Below are 15,665 nucleotides of genomic sequence, written 5' to 3'. Positions count from 1 at the left end.
TGTCGCGAAGATAGGAACGATCTCCTTCTTCTCTCGGTGAGGTTGCGGGCGAGGGAAGAGACATCGTATTGCTGTGTAGACGTGTCAGGGAGGGCTGATTGTCGGATTTGTACCGTAGGGAAGCTGTCGAGCACGCCAATCAGCGATTGTCAGGCGTGGTCGTCATGACATCGTCTGTCTCGAGCCGTTTACTCACCATTGCGGCGCTGCTGATCGTAGCTGTCGTCGCGCTCTTCGCTGGTCTCAGCACCTACTCCCGAAAGGAGACGGTGAGCGGCTTTCTTACACCGCCGGCGGGTCTCATCCGCGTCGCAGCCCGGCAAGGAGGCGTAATCGAGCGTCTTCACGTGGCGGAAGGCGACATCGTCGACCAAGGCCAAATCATCGCGACGATGCGCCTCTCGGAAGTAACCGCCGGGGGCGACACCTATCTTGCGGCGTCGCGGAACCTTCAGATCCAGCGTGAAGCCGCCTTGGAACAAGGCAGACTGAGTTTGGAGGACCTGCGTGCGGAGAGGGCACAGTTAGCAGACCGCCGCCGCGGGCTGGCTGAGGAGATGGACCAGGCCCGGCTGCGCGGTGATCTGCAACGCCAACGGCTCCAACTTGCGCAAGCCGAGGTTCAACGCGCCGAAACGGTCGCGGCCCAAGGGTTCTTGCCCGGACGTGAGCTGGAGCTGCGTCGGTCTTCCGCACTGCAGGCTGAACAGACCCTGTCGGAGATCACTGCGATCGAGCTGGGCCTGCGCCGTCAAATTCGGGAGGTCAACGCCCAACTCGCCGAACTTCCTCGGCGAGAACAGCAGGTACAGGCTCAGGCGCGCACCGAGGAAGCGGACCTGAACCAGCGTGCGACCACCCAAGAATCCCAGGCCACCTATCTAGTGGTGGCCCCGCTATCGGGCCGGATCGCCGCCCTTCCTGGTCTTTCTGGCAGAACCCTGTCCACTGGCGGCGTGGTAGGCGTGATTACCCCGGTAGACGCGCCCCTAGAAGCGGAGATCTACGCCCCCTCTCGCGCTGCCGGGTTCATCAGGCCGGGGCAAAGTGTGCGGATCATGTACCAGGCCTTCCCTTTTCAGAAGTTCGGGGTGGGGCGTGGCCGGGTGCTCTCCGTCTCCCGGACCGTGCTGGCACCTGAAGAGGTGGCCATGCCTGGGCTGAATCTAACCGAGCCAGTCTTTCGGGTACGTGTCGCCCTGGAGCGCATGGATATCGAGGCTTACGGACAGTCTATCCCGCTCCAGGCCGGGATGACGTTGTCGGCTGACATCGTTGTTGAAAGGCGGAATCTCCTCGAATGGTTATTCGACCCGCTCTACGCAGCGGGGCGTCGGTCCTGATGAAGCTGCAGGCAGGTCTTGATTTCAGCGGTCGGAAGCGGCTTCCGCTCGTTCGTGCGGCCGAGGCTGCGGAATGTGGCGCGGCCTGCATGGTGATGGTCTCCCGCTATCACGGTCACGATGTCGACTTGAACGGCCTTCGACAGCGGTTCACGACGTCGCTCGCAGGCGCGACCCTGAAGGGCCTAATGGTCCTCGCCGGCCAGTTGGGGCTCACCGGACGGCCGCTACGGGTAGAGTTAGAAGATCTGGCGACCGTGCCGCTGCCTGCGATATTGCATTGGGACCTCAATCACTTCGTGGTCCTCAAAAAGGTCAATCCACGCAGCATAGTGATCCACGACCCATCGGTCGGCATCCGCCAGATCCCAATGGCGGAGGCCTCGAAACATTTCACCGGTGTCGTCCTGGAACTCTCCCCAGCCGCGCGATTCGAGCCTGTTGTGGCCCGGTCCCACGTCAAGTTGAACTCACTCTGGAGCCGGACCACAGGGGTCTGGCCTGTCGTCCTCCAGATCGTAGCCCTCTCCGTCGCCCTGCAGCTCGTAGCTTTTGCGATGCCCTTCCAGATGCAGCTGGTGATCGACGAGGGTGCTTTACGGGGGGACGCCGGCCTGCTGGTCACAATCGCCATCGCCTTCAGCGGTCTCGTCATCCTGCATACGGTCATTGAGGCGCTTCGCGGCTGGCTTATCCAAACCACGGGTCAGTTATTGAGCTTCCAAATGGTCGGCAACGTGGTCCACCACCTCATCCGGCTGAAGTCGAACTGGTTCGAGAAGCGTAGCGTCGGCGACATTTTGTCGAGAATCTCGTCGGCCACTTCCATTCAGGACACCCTGACCCATGGCGTGGTTACAAGCCTCATTGACGGCGTCATGGCGCTTGTGGCGATCGTCATCCTCGTTGCCTACTCCCCGCCTCTCGCGGGAGTGGTCGTCGGCGCGGTAGCCCTCAACACAGTCTTGGCTCTGTCGCTGTTTCCGATGATGAGGGCCCGAAACGAGCAACAGATTGTTGAGCGTGCCCGGGAGCAGTCGCAACTCATGGAAACCGTGCGCGCCGCCACCACAATCAAAGTGATGGGTCGGGAAGCTGAACGCGAAGGCGTCTGGCGGAACCTCTTTGCGGCGGCGGTGAACGCCGCTGTATCGGCTGGCAAGGTCCAGATCGCTCAAACGGCCATTCAGTCACTGATTAACGGCTTGCAAACGGTGATCGTACTCTACTTGGGCGCGCGTATGGTGATCGAGGGTGCCGGTTTCTCCATCGGGATGCTGGTCGCATTCTTGGCCTTCCGCCAGACATTCACGGATCGCGCCAACGCGCTCGTCAGCCAAGCCGTGCAGTTCAAATTCATCGGCTTGCATCTGGACCGTCTGGCCGACATCGTGACGGCGGAGGCTGACCCTGGGTCAGAAGGCCTGCCCTCGCCGATGACCGTCAGGGGAAGTATGACGCTGACGGATGTTGGGTTTCGTTATGGCTCCACGGACCGTGCCGTGCTTGAGGACCTGAACCTGTCAGTCGAGGAGGGGGAGTACCTCGCGATTACGGGCGTCTCCGGCGGCGGGAAGACCACCCTGCTAAAACTCATGCTCGGGCTGCACGCGCCCTCCTCGGGCTTGATTAAGCTGGACGACCAGCCAGCGTCGCCCGAGGTGTGGCGGGCTTGGCGCGACCGCGTGGGACTTGTTGCCCAAGACGATCGCCTGATGTCCGGCTCGATCGCTGAGAACATCGCCTTCTTCGATCCTGACATCGACATGGCACGCGTCGAAGCGGCGGCCAAGACTGCTCTGGTCGACGACGATATCGCTCGGATGCCCATGCGCTATCTGTCCCTCGTAGGCGACATGGGCTCCATCCTGTCGGGAGGACAGAAACAACGTGTTCTGTTGGCCCGCGCGCTTTACCGCGAGCCTCGGATTCTGATCCTCGATGAGGGAACGGCGAACTTGGACGTCGCGACCGAAGAGGCCATCGCCCAGGTCCTCGAGGCTATGCCGATCACGCGGATCGTCGTGGCCCACCGTCCCGCTCTTCTGGCGCGGGCTGATCGCGTGCTGGAGTTGGTAGATGGAAAGCTGCGTCCGCTCAGCGCCGGCCACAAGACGGGCGGGCGGGCGAAAACGGGAGCCTAGCGGCATGTTCCCATCCCTCAGGGCGGCTCTCGGGGATCTTACGTCGCGCGATCTCGCCGTCTATGCATCGATTATGCCACCGTCTTTCATTGACGGCAGCTTGGCCCTTCGTCGCGATGCGGAACTGGCTGGCCAAGTCGCAGATCCCCGGTGGCTCGGTCGACTGTTCTCGGACCATAGTGTCCGCGAACGCATCGGCGCCGACGCCCTACTGGCGGTGTCGGAACGCCTGTCCATCGTCCGAATCCGGACGTTGATACGCCAGCACGGACTCGATGAAGCCCGCCACGCAGAGATTTTCACGGCGCTCGCAAGATTCTTTCCGCCGGTCGAACTGGACGCTGATCGCTCGGCCGCGATCACAGCGCTGGAGGCGGAGACAACGTCGGCGCTGGCCCGTGAGCCCTTCAGCTTTCATGAGTTTCTGACGGACACGCATGTGTCCGAGGTCGACAGCCTGCATCACCTCACAGCGCTCAAGGCCGCGCTTGCCCAAACCAACGCCACATCGCGCATCCTGCTGGCTCTCGACACCCTGATCGGGGACGAGCGCTTTCATGTATTCTACACGGCGCGGCTTCTGGTGATGGCCTATGGGGCCGGCTCGGTCTCTAAACCGTACATCGCGAAATCTGTCTCTAACTTCTATGGGTAGCCGCGCGTGACAACCGACATCCTCATCATGACGAAGAGCCACGACGCCGGCGGTCATCTCGTGGGGGCCGCCCTTGAGAGCATGGGATTCGCTCCCCAATTTCACTACGGCGCGACCTATCCGATGCAGGACCAGCACTCCCTTCTGATCGAGAAGGTCACCAGCTTTCGTTCGGCCGTGATGCCAAACCTCCTGCCCCAGGGAGGGTTTCGCGCCGTCTGGCTAAGGCGACCGGAGGGTCCTTACTTGGGCGATGCGGACTTGGAGGAGCAGGACCGCCGATATGCGTCGGCTCTGTTGGACTCCTACTCGAACACCCTCACGGCGCTCCAGATCGCGGCCTACGGAAGTACGGCATTCTGGGTGAACTCATTCTACGGACGCATGGCCGCCAGTTCCAAGGCGCTTCAACTGAGCCTCGCCCGTAAGCACGGACTGACAACGCCGCCCACCTTAATCTCGAACGCGCCGGAGGATGTGAAGAGTTTCTTCAAGAAGTACGGACCTCTGGCCTGCAAGCCATTGGTTATGGGTGGTTGGGGGGAGTGGAACGTCAATCGCGCCACGTCGCTGACCGCCCGAATCGACGACATCGGTCTGATCCCCGATGCGTCTATCAGTATTCAGCCGGCGATCTACCAGCCCTATATCGCCAAAGCCTTCGAGGTGCGGACCGCGATCTTCGGCGGTCGACAATTCAGTATCGCCCTAAACACGCAGGCCGAGGTGGCCTCGACGGTTGACGCACGGGGCGCCCGCTGGACTGCGAAGAACACCCGGCCGTTCGAATTGCCCGCCGAACTGGTCGCTCGATGTCGAGCTCTCATGGCAGATTTGGGCATCGTGTACGGAACATTCGACTTTATTGTTACGCCGGACGAAGAGCTGGTCTTCCTTGAAGTGAATGAGGCTGGCCAGACATTCTTCATGGAGCAGATATATCCGGACATGCAGGTGATCGACGCCTTTGCCCATTTTCTTGCTCAAAGAAGCTTGGCTGGGTGGAAACCCTCAGACAAGCGCCGGTTGCAGGCGCTCGAACGCAGTGATACCTATTTGAGGCTGCGGGAGGAGGCGCGACAGTGGGTGGCGTCGCCCGAGCTGTGAGGGACTACAGATGAAACAAGACACCCAAATCCGCACCGTTCACCGGGTTCTCGCCCGAGAACTGACGGCGGAAGAAGTCATGGCTGTCTCCGGCGCTGATGGCGGCGACCAACAGGTCGAACCCGGCACGACGCTCGATACCATTCGGCCGAACAACGAAATCATCACCGACGGCGACGCCGGCGGCACGTGGAAGTGGAAATTCTGATCCCGCATCAGCGATCAGAGAGCGGGCGATCAGGCTGGGAAGCCTGATCGCCTTCTTATTTCGAGGTAATCTATGCTTGGGCTCGTCAGCGTGTTTTCTGCTCTTGCCGTTGCCTTGATGGCCGGACAAAGCGGCGATCCTCTGCCCCCCGAACGGCCTGGTCCTGGTGCGGCTGAGGCCCTCTCTTGGTCCGTTGAGGCGAGGCAGTCTTGCGGAGGTGGTCCGGTCTGCCTCGGCGCTCGAGCATCACTCCTCAACTCCTCCATGGCGATCCTAATGGAGACAACCTGCCCGCAGAGGCCAGCCGCCTGTTCACCAGACGAGACGGAGGCTTTCGAGGCGGCGCGTTCGTCATTCGACGTTCTGAAGGGTGAAATCACCGCCGTTGGCGTTCCGCTTTCCGCAGATAGTCTTCGTGAAAGCAAACTAGACGAACTCGGCGCGCAGGCCGTCGTCCACAACTGGATCCGTGCGGCCGAGGCGGACTGCAGCCGCACCATTCGCGTCTGCTATCTGGGCCGCCTCTGGTTGCTGTCCGAAGCCGATCAGGCGGCGCGCACCCTGCCAGCCTGTAGGCTGGACGATTCGGCCGAGGGGCCCTGCTGGACCGATAAGCGCGCGATGATCCGTGATATCGATCGTCAGGTCTCGCCCCTAAAACACCGTCTGTTGGACGAGGAGGCGTGGCCCGTCAGCGACGTCTGGGGCGCCAGTGCCAGCACCGCCGCGTGGCTGCTGGTTCAACACTCGGACGCTGAACCTGACTTCCAGCAAGCGGCTCTGTCGAAACTGCTTCAAGCGGAAACTCTTCCGCGCGATGAGCGACGGCATGCGGCCTACCTGATGGACCGCGTGGCGGTCGCCGCCAACGAACCCCAATGGTTCGGCACTCAGGGCGCTTGTCGGGGGAGTACATGGGAAGCCCTGCCGGTGCGGGACCCAGAGGGATTGGAAGGACGGCGCGGTCGCTTGGCGCTGGGAGCGATGACGGATTACGCCCGAACCGCCGCGTCTATTTGCACCAACTAGATGACAGGCCTCCAGCGAGGCTATTGCGGGTTCCGCCGCTAAGGTCGATGCAGCTACGAAGCTGAACGCCGATGAGAGCGCCATTCGGCCATCGGCGGAGCAGAGCCAGCAATGCTGCACTGACCCAGCTTCAAGCCCCGATCACCGCCGCCGACGGATGGAAGTGGCGACCAGCCGACCGGGGACAAAGCGAGGGCGGGTGGCGCCTCGGACTGGATTTCATCAATCGAATCCCCGGGAGCGAGATTTCCGGATTGCCCTGGGCCTCAAGATATTTGTCGGGATCCTGACGGCGGGGTTGGGAGCGCGAATATCATGTTTGGCCAAATGCATCTATGACGTGAGGTTGCGCGCTCGCCGAGTATCTACAAGGATGGTGCCGCAAGGGGAGGGCGCAACCAGAAATGAAACTGGAGTTGTTCCGACCCCAGGCCCGCCGCGTGGCCCGCCAGCGCTTGGAGGGCGCCGTCGTTCTGGCCACGCCGCCATCAAGCCTGACCATCACTCTCATTGTCGGCGTCCTTGTCGCCTGTCTGGTTTTGGGCGCGGCGTTTGTGCCGATTTATCGAAGCGAAAACGCCGTCGGCTGGATTGTGCCGACGACGGGTTTTGCGAGACTCTCGGCTCCGCGGGGAGGTTTCGTTTCGCACATCGCCGTAGCCGAAGGCGATCGCGTCAGCGCCGGCGAGATCCTGGTGGTCGTGCGCGCCTCATCGGAAGCCGAAGGGCAGGACAGCGCCGGTCGGCTCGAAGAGTCGATGACGACCCAGGCCCGCGCGGATGCCCAGACGGCCCGAGCCTCGATCGCGCGTCTGAGCCTTGAACATCAGCAGATCGAGCGCCGCGTTCAGATGCTGAACGCTCAGCTGGCGGAATCGGCGACCCGCCTGGATTTGCAACGGCAGCGATTGGAGATCGCCAACGCGGAGCTTCACCGAGGCGAAGAGATTGCGGCTAAGGGCTTCCTCCCGACCCGCGAGCTGGAGGCCCGTCGGGCGAGCGCGCTCGCCGCCGCACAGGAGCTTTCGTCGACACGTCAGGCACAGATCGCGACCCAGATCGAGATTGCTGACGGACGGGCGCGGCTGCGCGCCATCACCGAGGACATCAGCCTGGCTGAGGCTGAAGCCGACCGCTCAGCCACGACCTTGGCTCAACAGGTCATCACCGCGCGATCCGAAGGGAGCTACACGATTGCCTCCACGGTGTCGGGCGCCGTTGGCGTGTTGCCGGTAAGCCTGGGACAGGCTCTGGCGGCGGGCGACGTCGTCGCGGTCCTCATGCCTCAAACGGACTCGCTGGAGGCCCAGGTGTTCGTTTCGAGCGCGGCCTCGGCGGATCTGGCGGTCGGTCTGCCCGTGACCCTGGAGGTGGATGGTCTGTCCGCCGGATGGACGAACCGTCTGCGCGGCCGCGTGACCCGAGTGTCCGGGGCGACCCTTCGCCCCAGCGATCTGCCGTTCCCGATCGATGAATTGGAGGGTCCCCTCTACCGACTGACGCTCGCGATCGATGGCGCGAAGGCCGAGAACCTCAGGCCGGGCATGCGGCTTCGTGCCCGTATCCTCACCGAACGCATGACCCTGCTGCAATGGGCCTTCACGCGCCGAAGGGGGGCCTCGCGATGAGCGCGCTCGACGATCTTCGTCTGACCGGCGGGCGACGGCTCCCGCTCTTCAGGGCCTCCGAAGCGGCTGAATGCGGACTGGCCTGCGCCGGTATGGTCGCCGCCTACCACGGTCGGCCGGTTGATTTGAACAGCGCGCGACAGCGCTATCCCGCGTCCATGGCCGGAATGACCCTCAAGGGGCTGATGCGCGTGAGCGAATATTTCGGCCTCTCGTCGCGCGCCTTGCGGGTGGAGCTTCCAGCGCTGCGCAAGGTGCCGCTCCCGGCCATCCTTCACTGGGACATGAACCATTTCGTCGTGCTGGCCGGTTGGGCGGGCGACAGGGCTGTCATCCACGATCCGTCGGTCGGAGTGCGCAAGGTGCCGCCGGCAGAGCTTTCGGACCGCTTCACCGGCGTGGTCCTGGAGCTGCGACCGCAGGACGGGTTCGTCCTGGAAGACGGGCGGACGCGCATCGACCTTGCGTCCTTCTGGTCGCGTATGGATGGCCTGTGGGGCGCCCTGGCCCAGGTCGCCGTGCTGTCGATCTGTCTGCAGGTCCTCACCATCGCCCTGCCGCTCCAGCTGCAGTTCACCATCGACCAGGCGATCCCCGCCGGATCTTCGGGTCTCCTCCGTGTGATCGCCTTGGCCTTCGCCGGCCTCTTTCTGATCCATGCGATCGTCCAAGCCGTGCGGGATTGGGTGGTCCAGATCGTCAGCGGGCTGCTGTCCTATCAGCTGATCGGCAATGTCGTCGGCCACATGATGCGCCTGCCGATCCCCTTCTTCGAGAGCCGGCACGTCGGAGACATCATCTCTCGATTGACGTCGACCAACGCCATTCGCGACGTGCTGGCGCGAAGTGTTGTGTCCTCGCTGATCGACGGCGTCACGGCGATCGCCATTGTCGTAGTGATCTTCGCCTACTCGCCCCGCCTGGGCGCTGTCGCCGCAGTCGGCATAGCGCTCAACGCGGGTGTCTCGACCATCGCCTACCTCCTCATCCGGGCCCGCACGGAAGAGCAACTCGTCGAAGGCGCCAAGGAGCAATCGGTGCTGATGGAGAACGTCCGCGCCGCGGCCGTCATCCGCATTCACGGCGAGGAAGCGCAGAGGGAAAACCGGTGGCGAGAGGCGTTTGCCGCCGCCACCAACGCCACCATCAGTCTGGGCCGATACCAGGTCGGTCTGCGCTTCGTCCAGAACCTGCTGAACGGGACGCAGACCGTGCTCATCGTCTACCTGGGCGGCGTGATCGTCGTCTCCGGGGAGGGATTCTCCGTCGGCATGCTGGTCGCGTTCCTGTCCTTCAGGCAGATCCTCGCCGACCGCGTCGCCCTGCTCATCGAGAACTACATGCAGTTTCGGCTGCTGGGCCTCCACCTCGAACGCCTGTCGGATATCGTATCGACGCCGGCGGAAGCGGGACATCCTGGCGCTGAGCGTAACGAAATCGCTGGCCGCATCGAGCTCGAAGACGTGAGCTTCGCCTACGGCGCCGCCGACAAGCCCGTGCTGACCGACGTCAGCCTGACGATCGAGCCGGGCTCTTTCGTCGCCCTGACCGGTCCGTCCGGCCAAGGCAAAACCACCCTGTTCAAGCTGATGGTCGGCGCGCTGCAGCCCACGGCCGGCCTGATCCGCCTCGATGGCCAGATCGCCGATCCCGGCCTTTGGCGCGAATGGCGGCGCCACATCGGTGTGGTTTCGCAGGATGACCGGCTCTTGGCCGGGACGCTGGCCGACAACATCGCCTTCTTCGACCCGCAACTTGACCTCAACAGGGTCTTCGAGGCCGCCCGCGCGGCGAACATCCATTTCGAGATCGAGCAGATGCCGATGCAGTACCACACGCTCGTGGGCGATATGGGTTCGGCCCTGTCAGGCGGGCAGAAGCAGCGGGTCCTTCTGGCCCGGGCGCTTTACAGGCGGCCCAGCGTCCTGCTCCTCGACGAGGGGACGGCCAATCTCGATCCGCGCTCGGAGGAACGCATCGCCGATACGCTCAAGGCCATGACTATCACCCGAGTCGTGGTGGCGCACCGGCCAGTCCTGCTGGATCGCGCCGATCGCATCATACAGGTTCACGGCGGACGGCTGGTGGGCTGAAACCGCTCAGCCCGGCGCGCAGGTCTCGTCCAACTCGCGCTCATGATCCGCCAAGCCCGACATTCCCCGGCTCCGCCGCTCCCGATCGACGGCGTCACGATCAGCGAGTTCCGGTCTGAACATCGCGCGGCCGTTGGCGCAGCTGAAGTGGGTGCCATAGACCTGTTGTCCAGAGGTCCTGATCCGCCGCCTGTCGATGATGGCCGCGGCTTCGTCATTCAGCGCCGCCCCGCCGGCCATCGCGGTCTCAAGCCAATCGATCGCCCGCTCGGCCAGAGCGGCGTCCTCGCTGTGCTGGATCATGATCTGGGCCGCTGATCGCACTTCCTGGGCCGGATCCAGGAGCACGCTGAAGTCGGACGGGTCGGTGTAGCGGGTGATGAACGCCGCGTTCTGACGAGCCCATTCGCAGGTCGCGCGGCGCCAGGCCACCTGCGCCGCCCAGTCCGAGCGTCCGGTCCGGGCGCGCTCGCCGAGGAGCAACTGGTCGACCCGCGCCCGGTAGAGCAGTTCCTGCCGCACGTCGCCGGGGGCGGGATCGGTCAGGGCCGCCAGTCGCTCGTCGACAGTCGAGAATGCGCCGGAGAGCGCGGTCTGGGCCTGCGCCGGCGAGACCGGGGATTGGGCGTCGAGGAGACCAATGACGTTGCGCAGCATCGCCGTGGCGTCGTTTGGCTGGCAGGCCGCCGACGCCAGGTCTGCGCCCGGCCCAGCGGCGCCTGAACAGGCATCGCCAGCGCAAAGACCAGCCTCTGCGAGCGCCGCGATCTCGTCCTTCACCAATCCCTTCGCCGACGCTCCCGGATCTCCGAGAAGCAGGAGCGAGGCGACAGCAGCCATCAGTCCGGTCACGGATACATCTCCTGTCTGGTTCTGGTCGCCAGGATGTCAGCGAAAAGCCGAGCGGTCGGGCCGGGTGGGTCGCCCGGCTCAAGCCAGGCCCACTGTCCGTCAGAATTGCATTCGAGAAAATAAAGCTCGTCCTCGGGCGTCATGATGAGGTCGAACACTCCGTACTCGAGGCCCGCGGCTTCCAGATAGCGGACCAGCCCGTCGACGAGATCCTGGGGGGCCTCGACCAAGGCGTTGGTGCAGTCGTCCGTCACCGGCCGCCAATCCAGTCGGCCCTGGTCGGTGGCGGGCGCTTCGATCTTGTAGGCCACCGCGCCATTGTTGCGGCTGGCGATGACGCGTAGTTCGTACTGCTTCGCCAGCAGAGGCTGGACGATCATGGGCGCGATCAGGAAATCGTCCGCGTCGGCCTGAGCGACGATGTCCTGAGTGATCTTCCGGGTGCCGATGAAGCGAGCGGGGGCCCCACTGCGGGCTTCCGGTAGATACTTCACCCAGAGCGGCTTGGAGATCGCGACGGGATGACGATCCAGGAAGGTCAGGATTTCTTCCCTGTCCGAGGAGATCAAGGTTTCGGGCATGGAGAGCCCCGCGACGGCGGCGAACCGGGTCTGGAGAATTTTGTCTTCCTGCCGTCGTCCCCGGTCCAGGGCGTTCATGTGGGGGATGTCGTAGGTCTCGATCAGGCCGCGAATGAAGCTTGAGCGCTCTTCCAGCTTGAAGCGGTTGATCTGCGTGGCGAGCGTCCTCAGCACCTGATATTGCGCCTTGTTGCGAAGCCAGACGAAGATTTCGTCTGGACCAACGCTCAGGGTTCGAGAGCCGGTTCGGTCGACGACGTCAATGCTGGCCCGCCGGTTCCGGCCATCGGACGTGAAATTGCACCGCCCTGGCGTGGTCGAATCCATAAACCAGAGCGACTGTCCCAATGCCTCTAGCGCGGCGGCCGTCCGCTGGAGATGGGGGTCTTCACGGAAGCCGAACGCGATGGGGACGAGGCTCATGAAGGGGGCATTCGCCGCGTCCCCATCTGTCTCAGCCGTACGCCACGTCGCAGGTCATGCCGTCGAAGACGACATCGCCGCCTGCAACGCCTTGCCCGACTGTCGGCATGACGATGACGTCGCCGACTTCAGTGTAGACCTGACACCGTTCGGCGCACTGGCCTCCCGCGACCAAGTCGTGCTCCTCGGGAGTCAGTTCCCGTTGTTCGCTTTCACTCACGTCCATCAGAAAGGGGGTCATGGTGGGTCCTCCAAGCGTTCCACGAATGGATGTCACCCTCGCGGGAAGGTCGAGTCAAGACAACCTTTGGTCCTCTCCCCTCACGTTTTGAAGTTCGTAGAGAAAGACAAAGTTCAGCGGGCGGCGAATCGGAAATAATTCCCGACGCATCAATGAGATTGCGTGACGGAGGACTAGCCGCATCCACGCTCAAATTCGCGTGACTGCACGATCTTTCGAGATAACCCGTTGCGCGCCTTGAGATATCTGGGGCGTTCAACTCGGTGCTGATGTGCACCACCATCAGGGTGCCGGTGGCATCCACCTTGGGTAACGAGTGCGATTGGAGAGGCCACCGGCGGCGGCCGCATGGCGCGGCAGTTTGTCAGTCCAGTTATGGAAGTTGCGGGTGAACCAGATCGCAGCGCCGCCGGCGACGTTCAGCTGGAAGCGGTAGCATGGAACTTGATCTCGTCGATCCAGTCGGACCCTCAAGGAGGCCCTGCAGCAACGTCGGATGCGATAGCGGCAGGAACCCACGGGGCATGGCGGGTGTGATCTCGATATCCTGTTTGCGCCTGGCCGTGATCGACTCCAACGGCGGCGATCGGGAATCGCTCCGCCTGGTCGGAGCAATGCCCAATCGGGCCCGCCTGAAGGACTAGTTGTCGTCGACCTCCCTCCGGCCCGCCAGAGTGCGGATCAACTCGAGCACCAGGCGCTGCCGGTCTAGCGTCAGACCGGCTGCAGCCCGGCCGAGGCCGAGGCGGTCGATGCTTTCGGGCACGATATCCTCGATGTCGTCTTCGCCTGCTGGGTCCGGAAAGAAGTCCTGTGGCTTCGCCTTCAGGAGATCGCACGCCAGCCAAAGCTTCGACATGGATATCCGGTTCGCACCGCTCTCGTACTTCTGGACCTGCTGAAACGAGACCTTCAGGGCCTTGCCCAGCTCCGTCTGGTTGACACCTCGCGCTAAGCGCTTCAGGCGCAGCTGGTTGCCCACATATTTGTCGATCGGATGGATCTCTTCATCGACCACATCCGCACGTCTACCTCTACCTCTGGCCATCATCGCCCTCTGTTGAAATCAAAACCTGAAAACCCTGCGTAGCGGGCCTCCCGCTTTCCGAAGCGGGGGCCGCGAAAGCCCCAAACCGGCAAGAGCGGGTCAAGGCCGACCGCCGGCAGTGGACGCAGCTGCAGCCGTAGGCGAAGCGTAGCGGCCGCCGGCAGGAGCCCTCGTAAGAGGGTCGCCTTGTACCAGGTCGCGCAGAAAACCTGCGTATGACGCCCGAGGCGGAGACGTGGCCGGTCATGCTGGCTCCAGCATTCGGTCCGCCACCTGGGCGAGCGGGAGAATCCGAAGCTCTGCAGGCAGCTGGTTCGCCAGGATGGCCTGGTGCTGGTCGTTGACGTCCATGTCGGCCGGAGGCACGGCGAACATAATCCAGCGGGCGCCGGAGGTGATCCAAGCTGCTGCAGCGAGCGCCGCGCATAAGGTCGCGCGATCGTCGGCATTCAGCCATTCCTCTTCGTCAACGTTATCATCACCGGCCACGCGGATCTTCACCGGCCCCATGTCACGATCGAGACAGATGATCGGCGCGCCCCAAGGCTTATCTTCGGGCTCTGGCCAGGTGAAGGCAGGGAGGAGGGGGTTGGGCTCAAGCGCTCGCAGGTCCACGCGGCCGCGGCTGTCGGTTAGGTAGCCGCCCTGCAGGTTGTCCAGATCGAGCGTGGCGACGACGCGGCACGGTATGCCCGTGAGGCAGGCGGCAGATAGCGAAGTCTCGATGCCCTCACCGACCACGAGGGGGCCATCCCCGTCAGGACGGGTGAGCCAGAGGCCGCCAGGTCGGGCGATTCCGTCGGGGTCGAGACGGGTCTGGGGTCCCCAGCACTTCCGGGCGGGGGAGAGGGCGGACTTGGAGGCGCCATCAGCGCTGAGATAGGTCGCGTGGATTCCGCCGGTCGGCCCGAATGGGGTCATGAGGAGCCCGATCATCGCGGGCGCCGTCTTAGGTCGCGCAGGGTCACCGCTGTGATAGGCCGCTGGATGATATCGCACCATCGTCAGCGCGTTGGCCAACACGGTGCCGCTGATACCGCGAGATCTCAGCCAGGTTTCGACGGGCGTGCCGGCCGCCGGCAGGCCCTCGCGCCAGAGAGTGATGGCGATGTCAGCCTTGAAGGCGCGGCTGCGGGCCTTGCGCGCCTCATTCTCTCGGGCCGCCTCGGCCATCTCCTCTTGCCGTCGACGTCGGTCGGCCGGGCTTATGTTCTCTTCCCGAAGAATTCGCAGCGCAGCGTCGCGGAGTGTTTCGCCCGGGCCCGAGCGCATCAGGTGCTCGAGGTCGATGACGTCGCCCGGCCGACTATGGCAGCTGAAGCAACGCCAGCTGCTTTTGGCCTTGTCGGTTTGGAAGGCGCCGCTGTCGGTCTTCCCGGCGGAGGCCTTGCAGAGCGGGCAGGGGCCTCTAAACCCGGCACCCTCCCTGTAGAGCTTCACGCCGGCGACGGTCTCCACGTCGGTGCTGTGACGCGCCCTGGCGAAGATGTCGTCGGCGTTCTGCATCAGGCAGCCGTCGCCACGGCAGAGGGGTCCATAAGGGCCACAAGGGCCTCGATGGCACGCTGGTTCGCCTTGGGCAGGGAGTGCAGGAGTAGGGCGGTCCTGAGGACGCGCGGATCGACGCGCAGGGCGTCGGACGTCGGATCCTCCCGTTCGCCGAGGAGAACGTTCATGGGTACGGCGAGCGCGTTCGAGATCCGTTTCAGGCGAGCGACTGAGAGTCGGTTCTCGCCACGCTCGTACTTCTGCAACTGCTGATAGGCGACGCCAATCGCCTTGGCCAAGGCGCCTTGACTGAGGCCAGCGCCTAGTCGAGCCGACGACACCCTCTGGCCGAGGGCGACGTCGTAAGGGTCGGGCAATTTCTCACGCTTCTGGGCCGGAACGTCTACGCGGCCGACCGGTAACCCGAAATCATCTTGCGCAGCCAAGTCAGCCCCCGATCACACCTTGGTCGGCCAATTCCCAGCCGTCCGGGAGCGTGATGACCAGGCCGCCCGGGCCGGCCTCATGGGACACAGATTTCTTGCCCTCGATCGGCCTCTTGGGTGCCAGCTCCTTCGCCATGAGGGTTCGTTTCGGCCCCCGGGTCGCCATGGTGAACGCACCCTGGTCATCGGCTCGGATCTGAATGCAACGCTTCTTGCGATCCTCGCCGTAGGCGAGGGCGACAGTCTTGGCCTCGCCGAGGCCGGCAGCAGCCGCGACCCGGCCGGGAATGGTCAGCGAGACACCACGCTCGGTGACGCCGATCGTCACCTGGTTGTCGCCGGGCTTGCTGCGTTGAATCGGACGGAATTCCACCTGGGT

15 protein-coding genes are annotated in these 15,665 nt (G+C 63.8%); 8 read left to right on the top strand and 7 right to left on the bottom strand.

Annotation, left to right across the window (positions count from 1 at the left end; all coding sequences use genetic code 11):
• The first annotated feature begins 98 nt into the window (after positions 1 to 98).
• The 8 genes from ACW172_RS20455 to ACW172_RS20420 all read left to right on the top strand — a co-directional run bounded on the left by ACW172_RS20455 (position 99) and on the right by ACW172_RS20420 (position 10,207).
• Positions 99 to 1,343 carry an HlyD family secretion protein gene (locus ACW172_RS20455; RefSeq protein WP_444572892.1) on the top strand — a complete coding sequence of 415 codons (1,245 nt, stop codon included), beginning with the start codon at positions 99 to 101 and terminating at the stop codon, positions 1,341 to 1,343.
• Positions 1,343 to 3,487 (top strand): peptidase domain-containing ABC transporter, encoded by a 2,145-nt coding sequence (locus ACW172_RS20450; RefSeq protein WP_444572891.1) that lies wholly within the window; start codon positions 1,343 to 1,345, stop codon positions 3,485 to 3,487. The genes ACW172_RS20455 and ACW172_RS20450 overlap by 1 nt, the downstream gene beginning before the upstream one ends.
• 4 nt (positions 3,488 to 3,491) lie before the next feature.
• Positions 3,492 to 4,142: a hypothetical protein gene (locus ACW172_RS20445; protein ID WP_444572890.1), complete on the top strand. Its 651-nt coding sequence runs from the start codon at positions 3,492 to 3,494 to the stop codon at positions 4,140 to 4,142.
• 6 nt (positions 4,143 to 4,148) lie between these two features.
• Positions 4,149 to 5,249 carry an MvdC/MvdD family ATP grasp protein gene (locus tag ACW172_RS20440; RefSeq protein WP_444572889.1) on the top strand — a complete coding sequence of 367 codons (1,101 nt, stop codon included), beginning with the start codon at positions 4,149 to 4,151 and terminating at the stop codon, positions 5,247 to 5,249.
• Between the two features lie 10 nt (positions 5,250 to 5,259).
• Positions 5,260 to 5,457: a hypothetical protein gene (locus ACW172_RS20435; protein WP_444572888.1), complete on the top strand. Its 198-nt coding sequence runs from the start codon at positions 5,260 to 5,262 to the stop codon at positions 5,455 to 5,457.
• Between the two features lie 264 nt (positions 5,458 to 5,721).
• Positions 5,722 to 6,486 carry a DUF6624 domain-containing protein gene (locus ACW172_RS20430; RefSeq protein WP_444572887.1) on the top strand — a complete coding sequence of 255 codons (765 nt, stop codon included), beginning with the start codon at positions 5,722 to 5,724 and terminating at the stop codon, positions 6,484 to 6,486.
• Positions 6,487 to 6,890: 404 nt separating this feature from the next.
• Positions 6,891 to 8,114, top strand: a complete 1,224-nt coding sequence (locus tag ACW172_RS20425; protein ID WP_444572886.1) for an HlyD family secretion protein — start codon at positions 6,891 to 6,893, stop codon at positions 8,112 to 8,114.
• On the top strand, positions 8,111 to 10,207 hold the full coding sequence (locus tag ACW172_RS20420) for a peptidase domain-containing ABC transporter (protein WP_444572885.1): 2,097 nt from the start codon (positions 8,111 to 8,113) through the stop codon (positions 10,205 to 10,207). Before ACW172_RS20425 ends, ACW172_RS20420 begins: the two co-directional genes overlap by 4 nt.
• A 6-nt stretch (positions 10,208 to 10,213) precedes the next feature.
• Here ACW172_RS20420 and ACW172_RS20415 read toward each other — a convergent pair whose 3' ends face one another.
• From ACW172_RS20415 to ACW172_RS20385, 7 genes are all read right to left on the bottom strand, one after another.
• A complete protein-coding gene (locus ACW172_RS20415; RefSeq protein ID WP_444572884.1) occupies positions 10,214 to 11,059 on the bottom strand; it encodes a DUF6624 domain-containing protein in 846 nt (281 codons plus the stop codon).
• Positions 11,056 to 12,063, bottom strand: coding sequence for an MvdC/MvdD family ATP grasp protein (locus tag ACW172_RS20410; RefSeq protein ID WP_444572883.1), 1,008 nt, complete (start codon positions 12,061 to 12,063; stop codon positions 11,056 to 11,058). Before ACW172_RS20410 ends, ACW172_RS20415 begins: the two co-directional genes overlap by 4 nt.
• A 31-nt stretch (positions 12,064 to 12,094) precedes the next feature.
• Complete coding sequence (locus ACW172_RS20405; protein ID WP_444572882.1) at positions 12,095 to 12,304, bottom strand: hypothetical protein; 210 nt, start codon at positions 12,302 to 12,304, stop codon at positions 12,095 to 12,097.
• 640 nt (positions 12,305 to 12,944) lie between these two features.
• A complete protein-coding gene (locus ACW172_RS20400; RefSeq protein WP_444572881.1) occupies positions 12,945 to 13,322 on the bottom strand; it encodes a helix-turn-helix domain-containing protein in 378 nt (125 codons plus the stop codon).
• 273 nt (positions 13,323 to 13,595) lie between these two features.
• Positions 13,596 to 14,858, bottom strand: a complete 1,263-nt coding sequence (locus ACW172_RS20395) for a DUF7146 domain-containing protein (protein ID WP_444572880.1) — start codon at positions 14,856 to 14,858, stop codon at positions 13,596 to 13,598.
• Positions 14,858 to 15,139 (bottom strand): helix-turn-helix domain-containing protein, encoded by a 282-nt coding sequence (locus ACW172_RS20390; RefSeq protein WP_492035035.1) that lies wholly within the window; start codon positions 15,137 to 15,139, stop codon positions 14,858 to 14,860. The genes ACW172_RS20395 and ACW172_RS20390 overlap by 1 nt, the downstream gene beginning before the upstream one ends.
• Before the next feature lie 148 nt (positions 15,140 to 15,287).
• The gene (locus tag ACW172_RS20385; protein ID WP_444572879.1) at positions 15,288 to 15,659 is read right to left on the bottom strand and encodes a hypothetical protein; all 372 of its coding nucleotides are present in this window, start codon (positions 15,657 to 15,659) and stop codon (positions 15,288 to 15,290) included.
• Positions 15,660 to 15,665 lie beyond the last annotated feature (6 nt).

Source organism: Brevundimonas sp. ALps5 (genome assembly GCF_058681645.1).
This window is presented reverse-complemented; position numbering and strand designations above follow the sequence as displayed.

Coding starts and splice junctions, on each gene's coding strand:
- ACW172_RS20450 (WP_444572891.1), top strand. CDS start 1,343: ATGAAGCTGCAGGCAGGTCTTGATTTCAGCGGTCGGAAGCGGCTTCCG.
- ACW172_RS20445 (WP_444572890.1), top strand. CDS start 3,492: ATGTTCCCATCCCTCAGGGCGGCTCTCGGGGATCTTACGTCGCGCGAT.
- ACW172_RS20435 (WP_444572888.1), top strand. CDS start 5,260: ATGAAACAAGACACCCAAATCCGCACCGTTCACCGGGTTCTCGCCCGA.
- ACW172_RS20430 (WP_444572887.1), top strand. CDS start 5,722: ATGGCGATCCTAATGGAGACAACCTGCCCGCAGAGGCCAGCCGCCTGT.
- ACW172_RS20425 (WP_444572886.1), top strand. CDS start 6,891: ATGAAACTGGAGTTGTTCCGACCCCAGGCCCGCCGCGTGGCCCGCCAG.
- ACW172_RS20420 (WP_444572885.1), top strand. CDS start 8,111: ATGAGCGCGCTCGACGATCTTCGTCTGACCGGCGGGCGACGGCTCCCG.
- ACW172_RS20410 (WP_444572883.1), bottom strand. CDS start 12,063: ATGAGCCTCGTCCCCATCGCGTTCGGCTTCCGTGAAGACCCCCATCTC.
- ACW172_RS20405 (WP_444572882.1), bottom strand. CDS start 12,304: ATGACCCCCTTTCTGATGGACGTGAGTGAAAGCGAACAACGGGAACTG.
- ACW172_RS20395 (WP_444572880.1), bottom strand. CDS start 14,858: ATGCAGAACGCCGACGACATCTTCGCCAGGGCGCGTCACAGCACCGAC.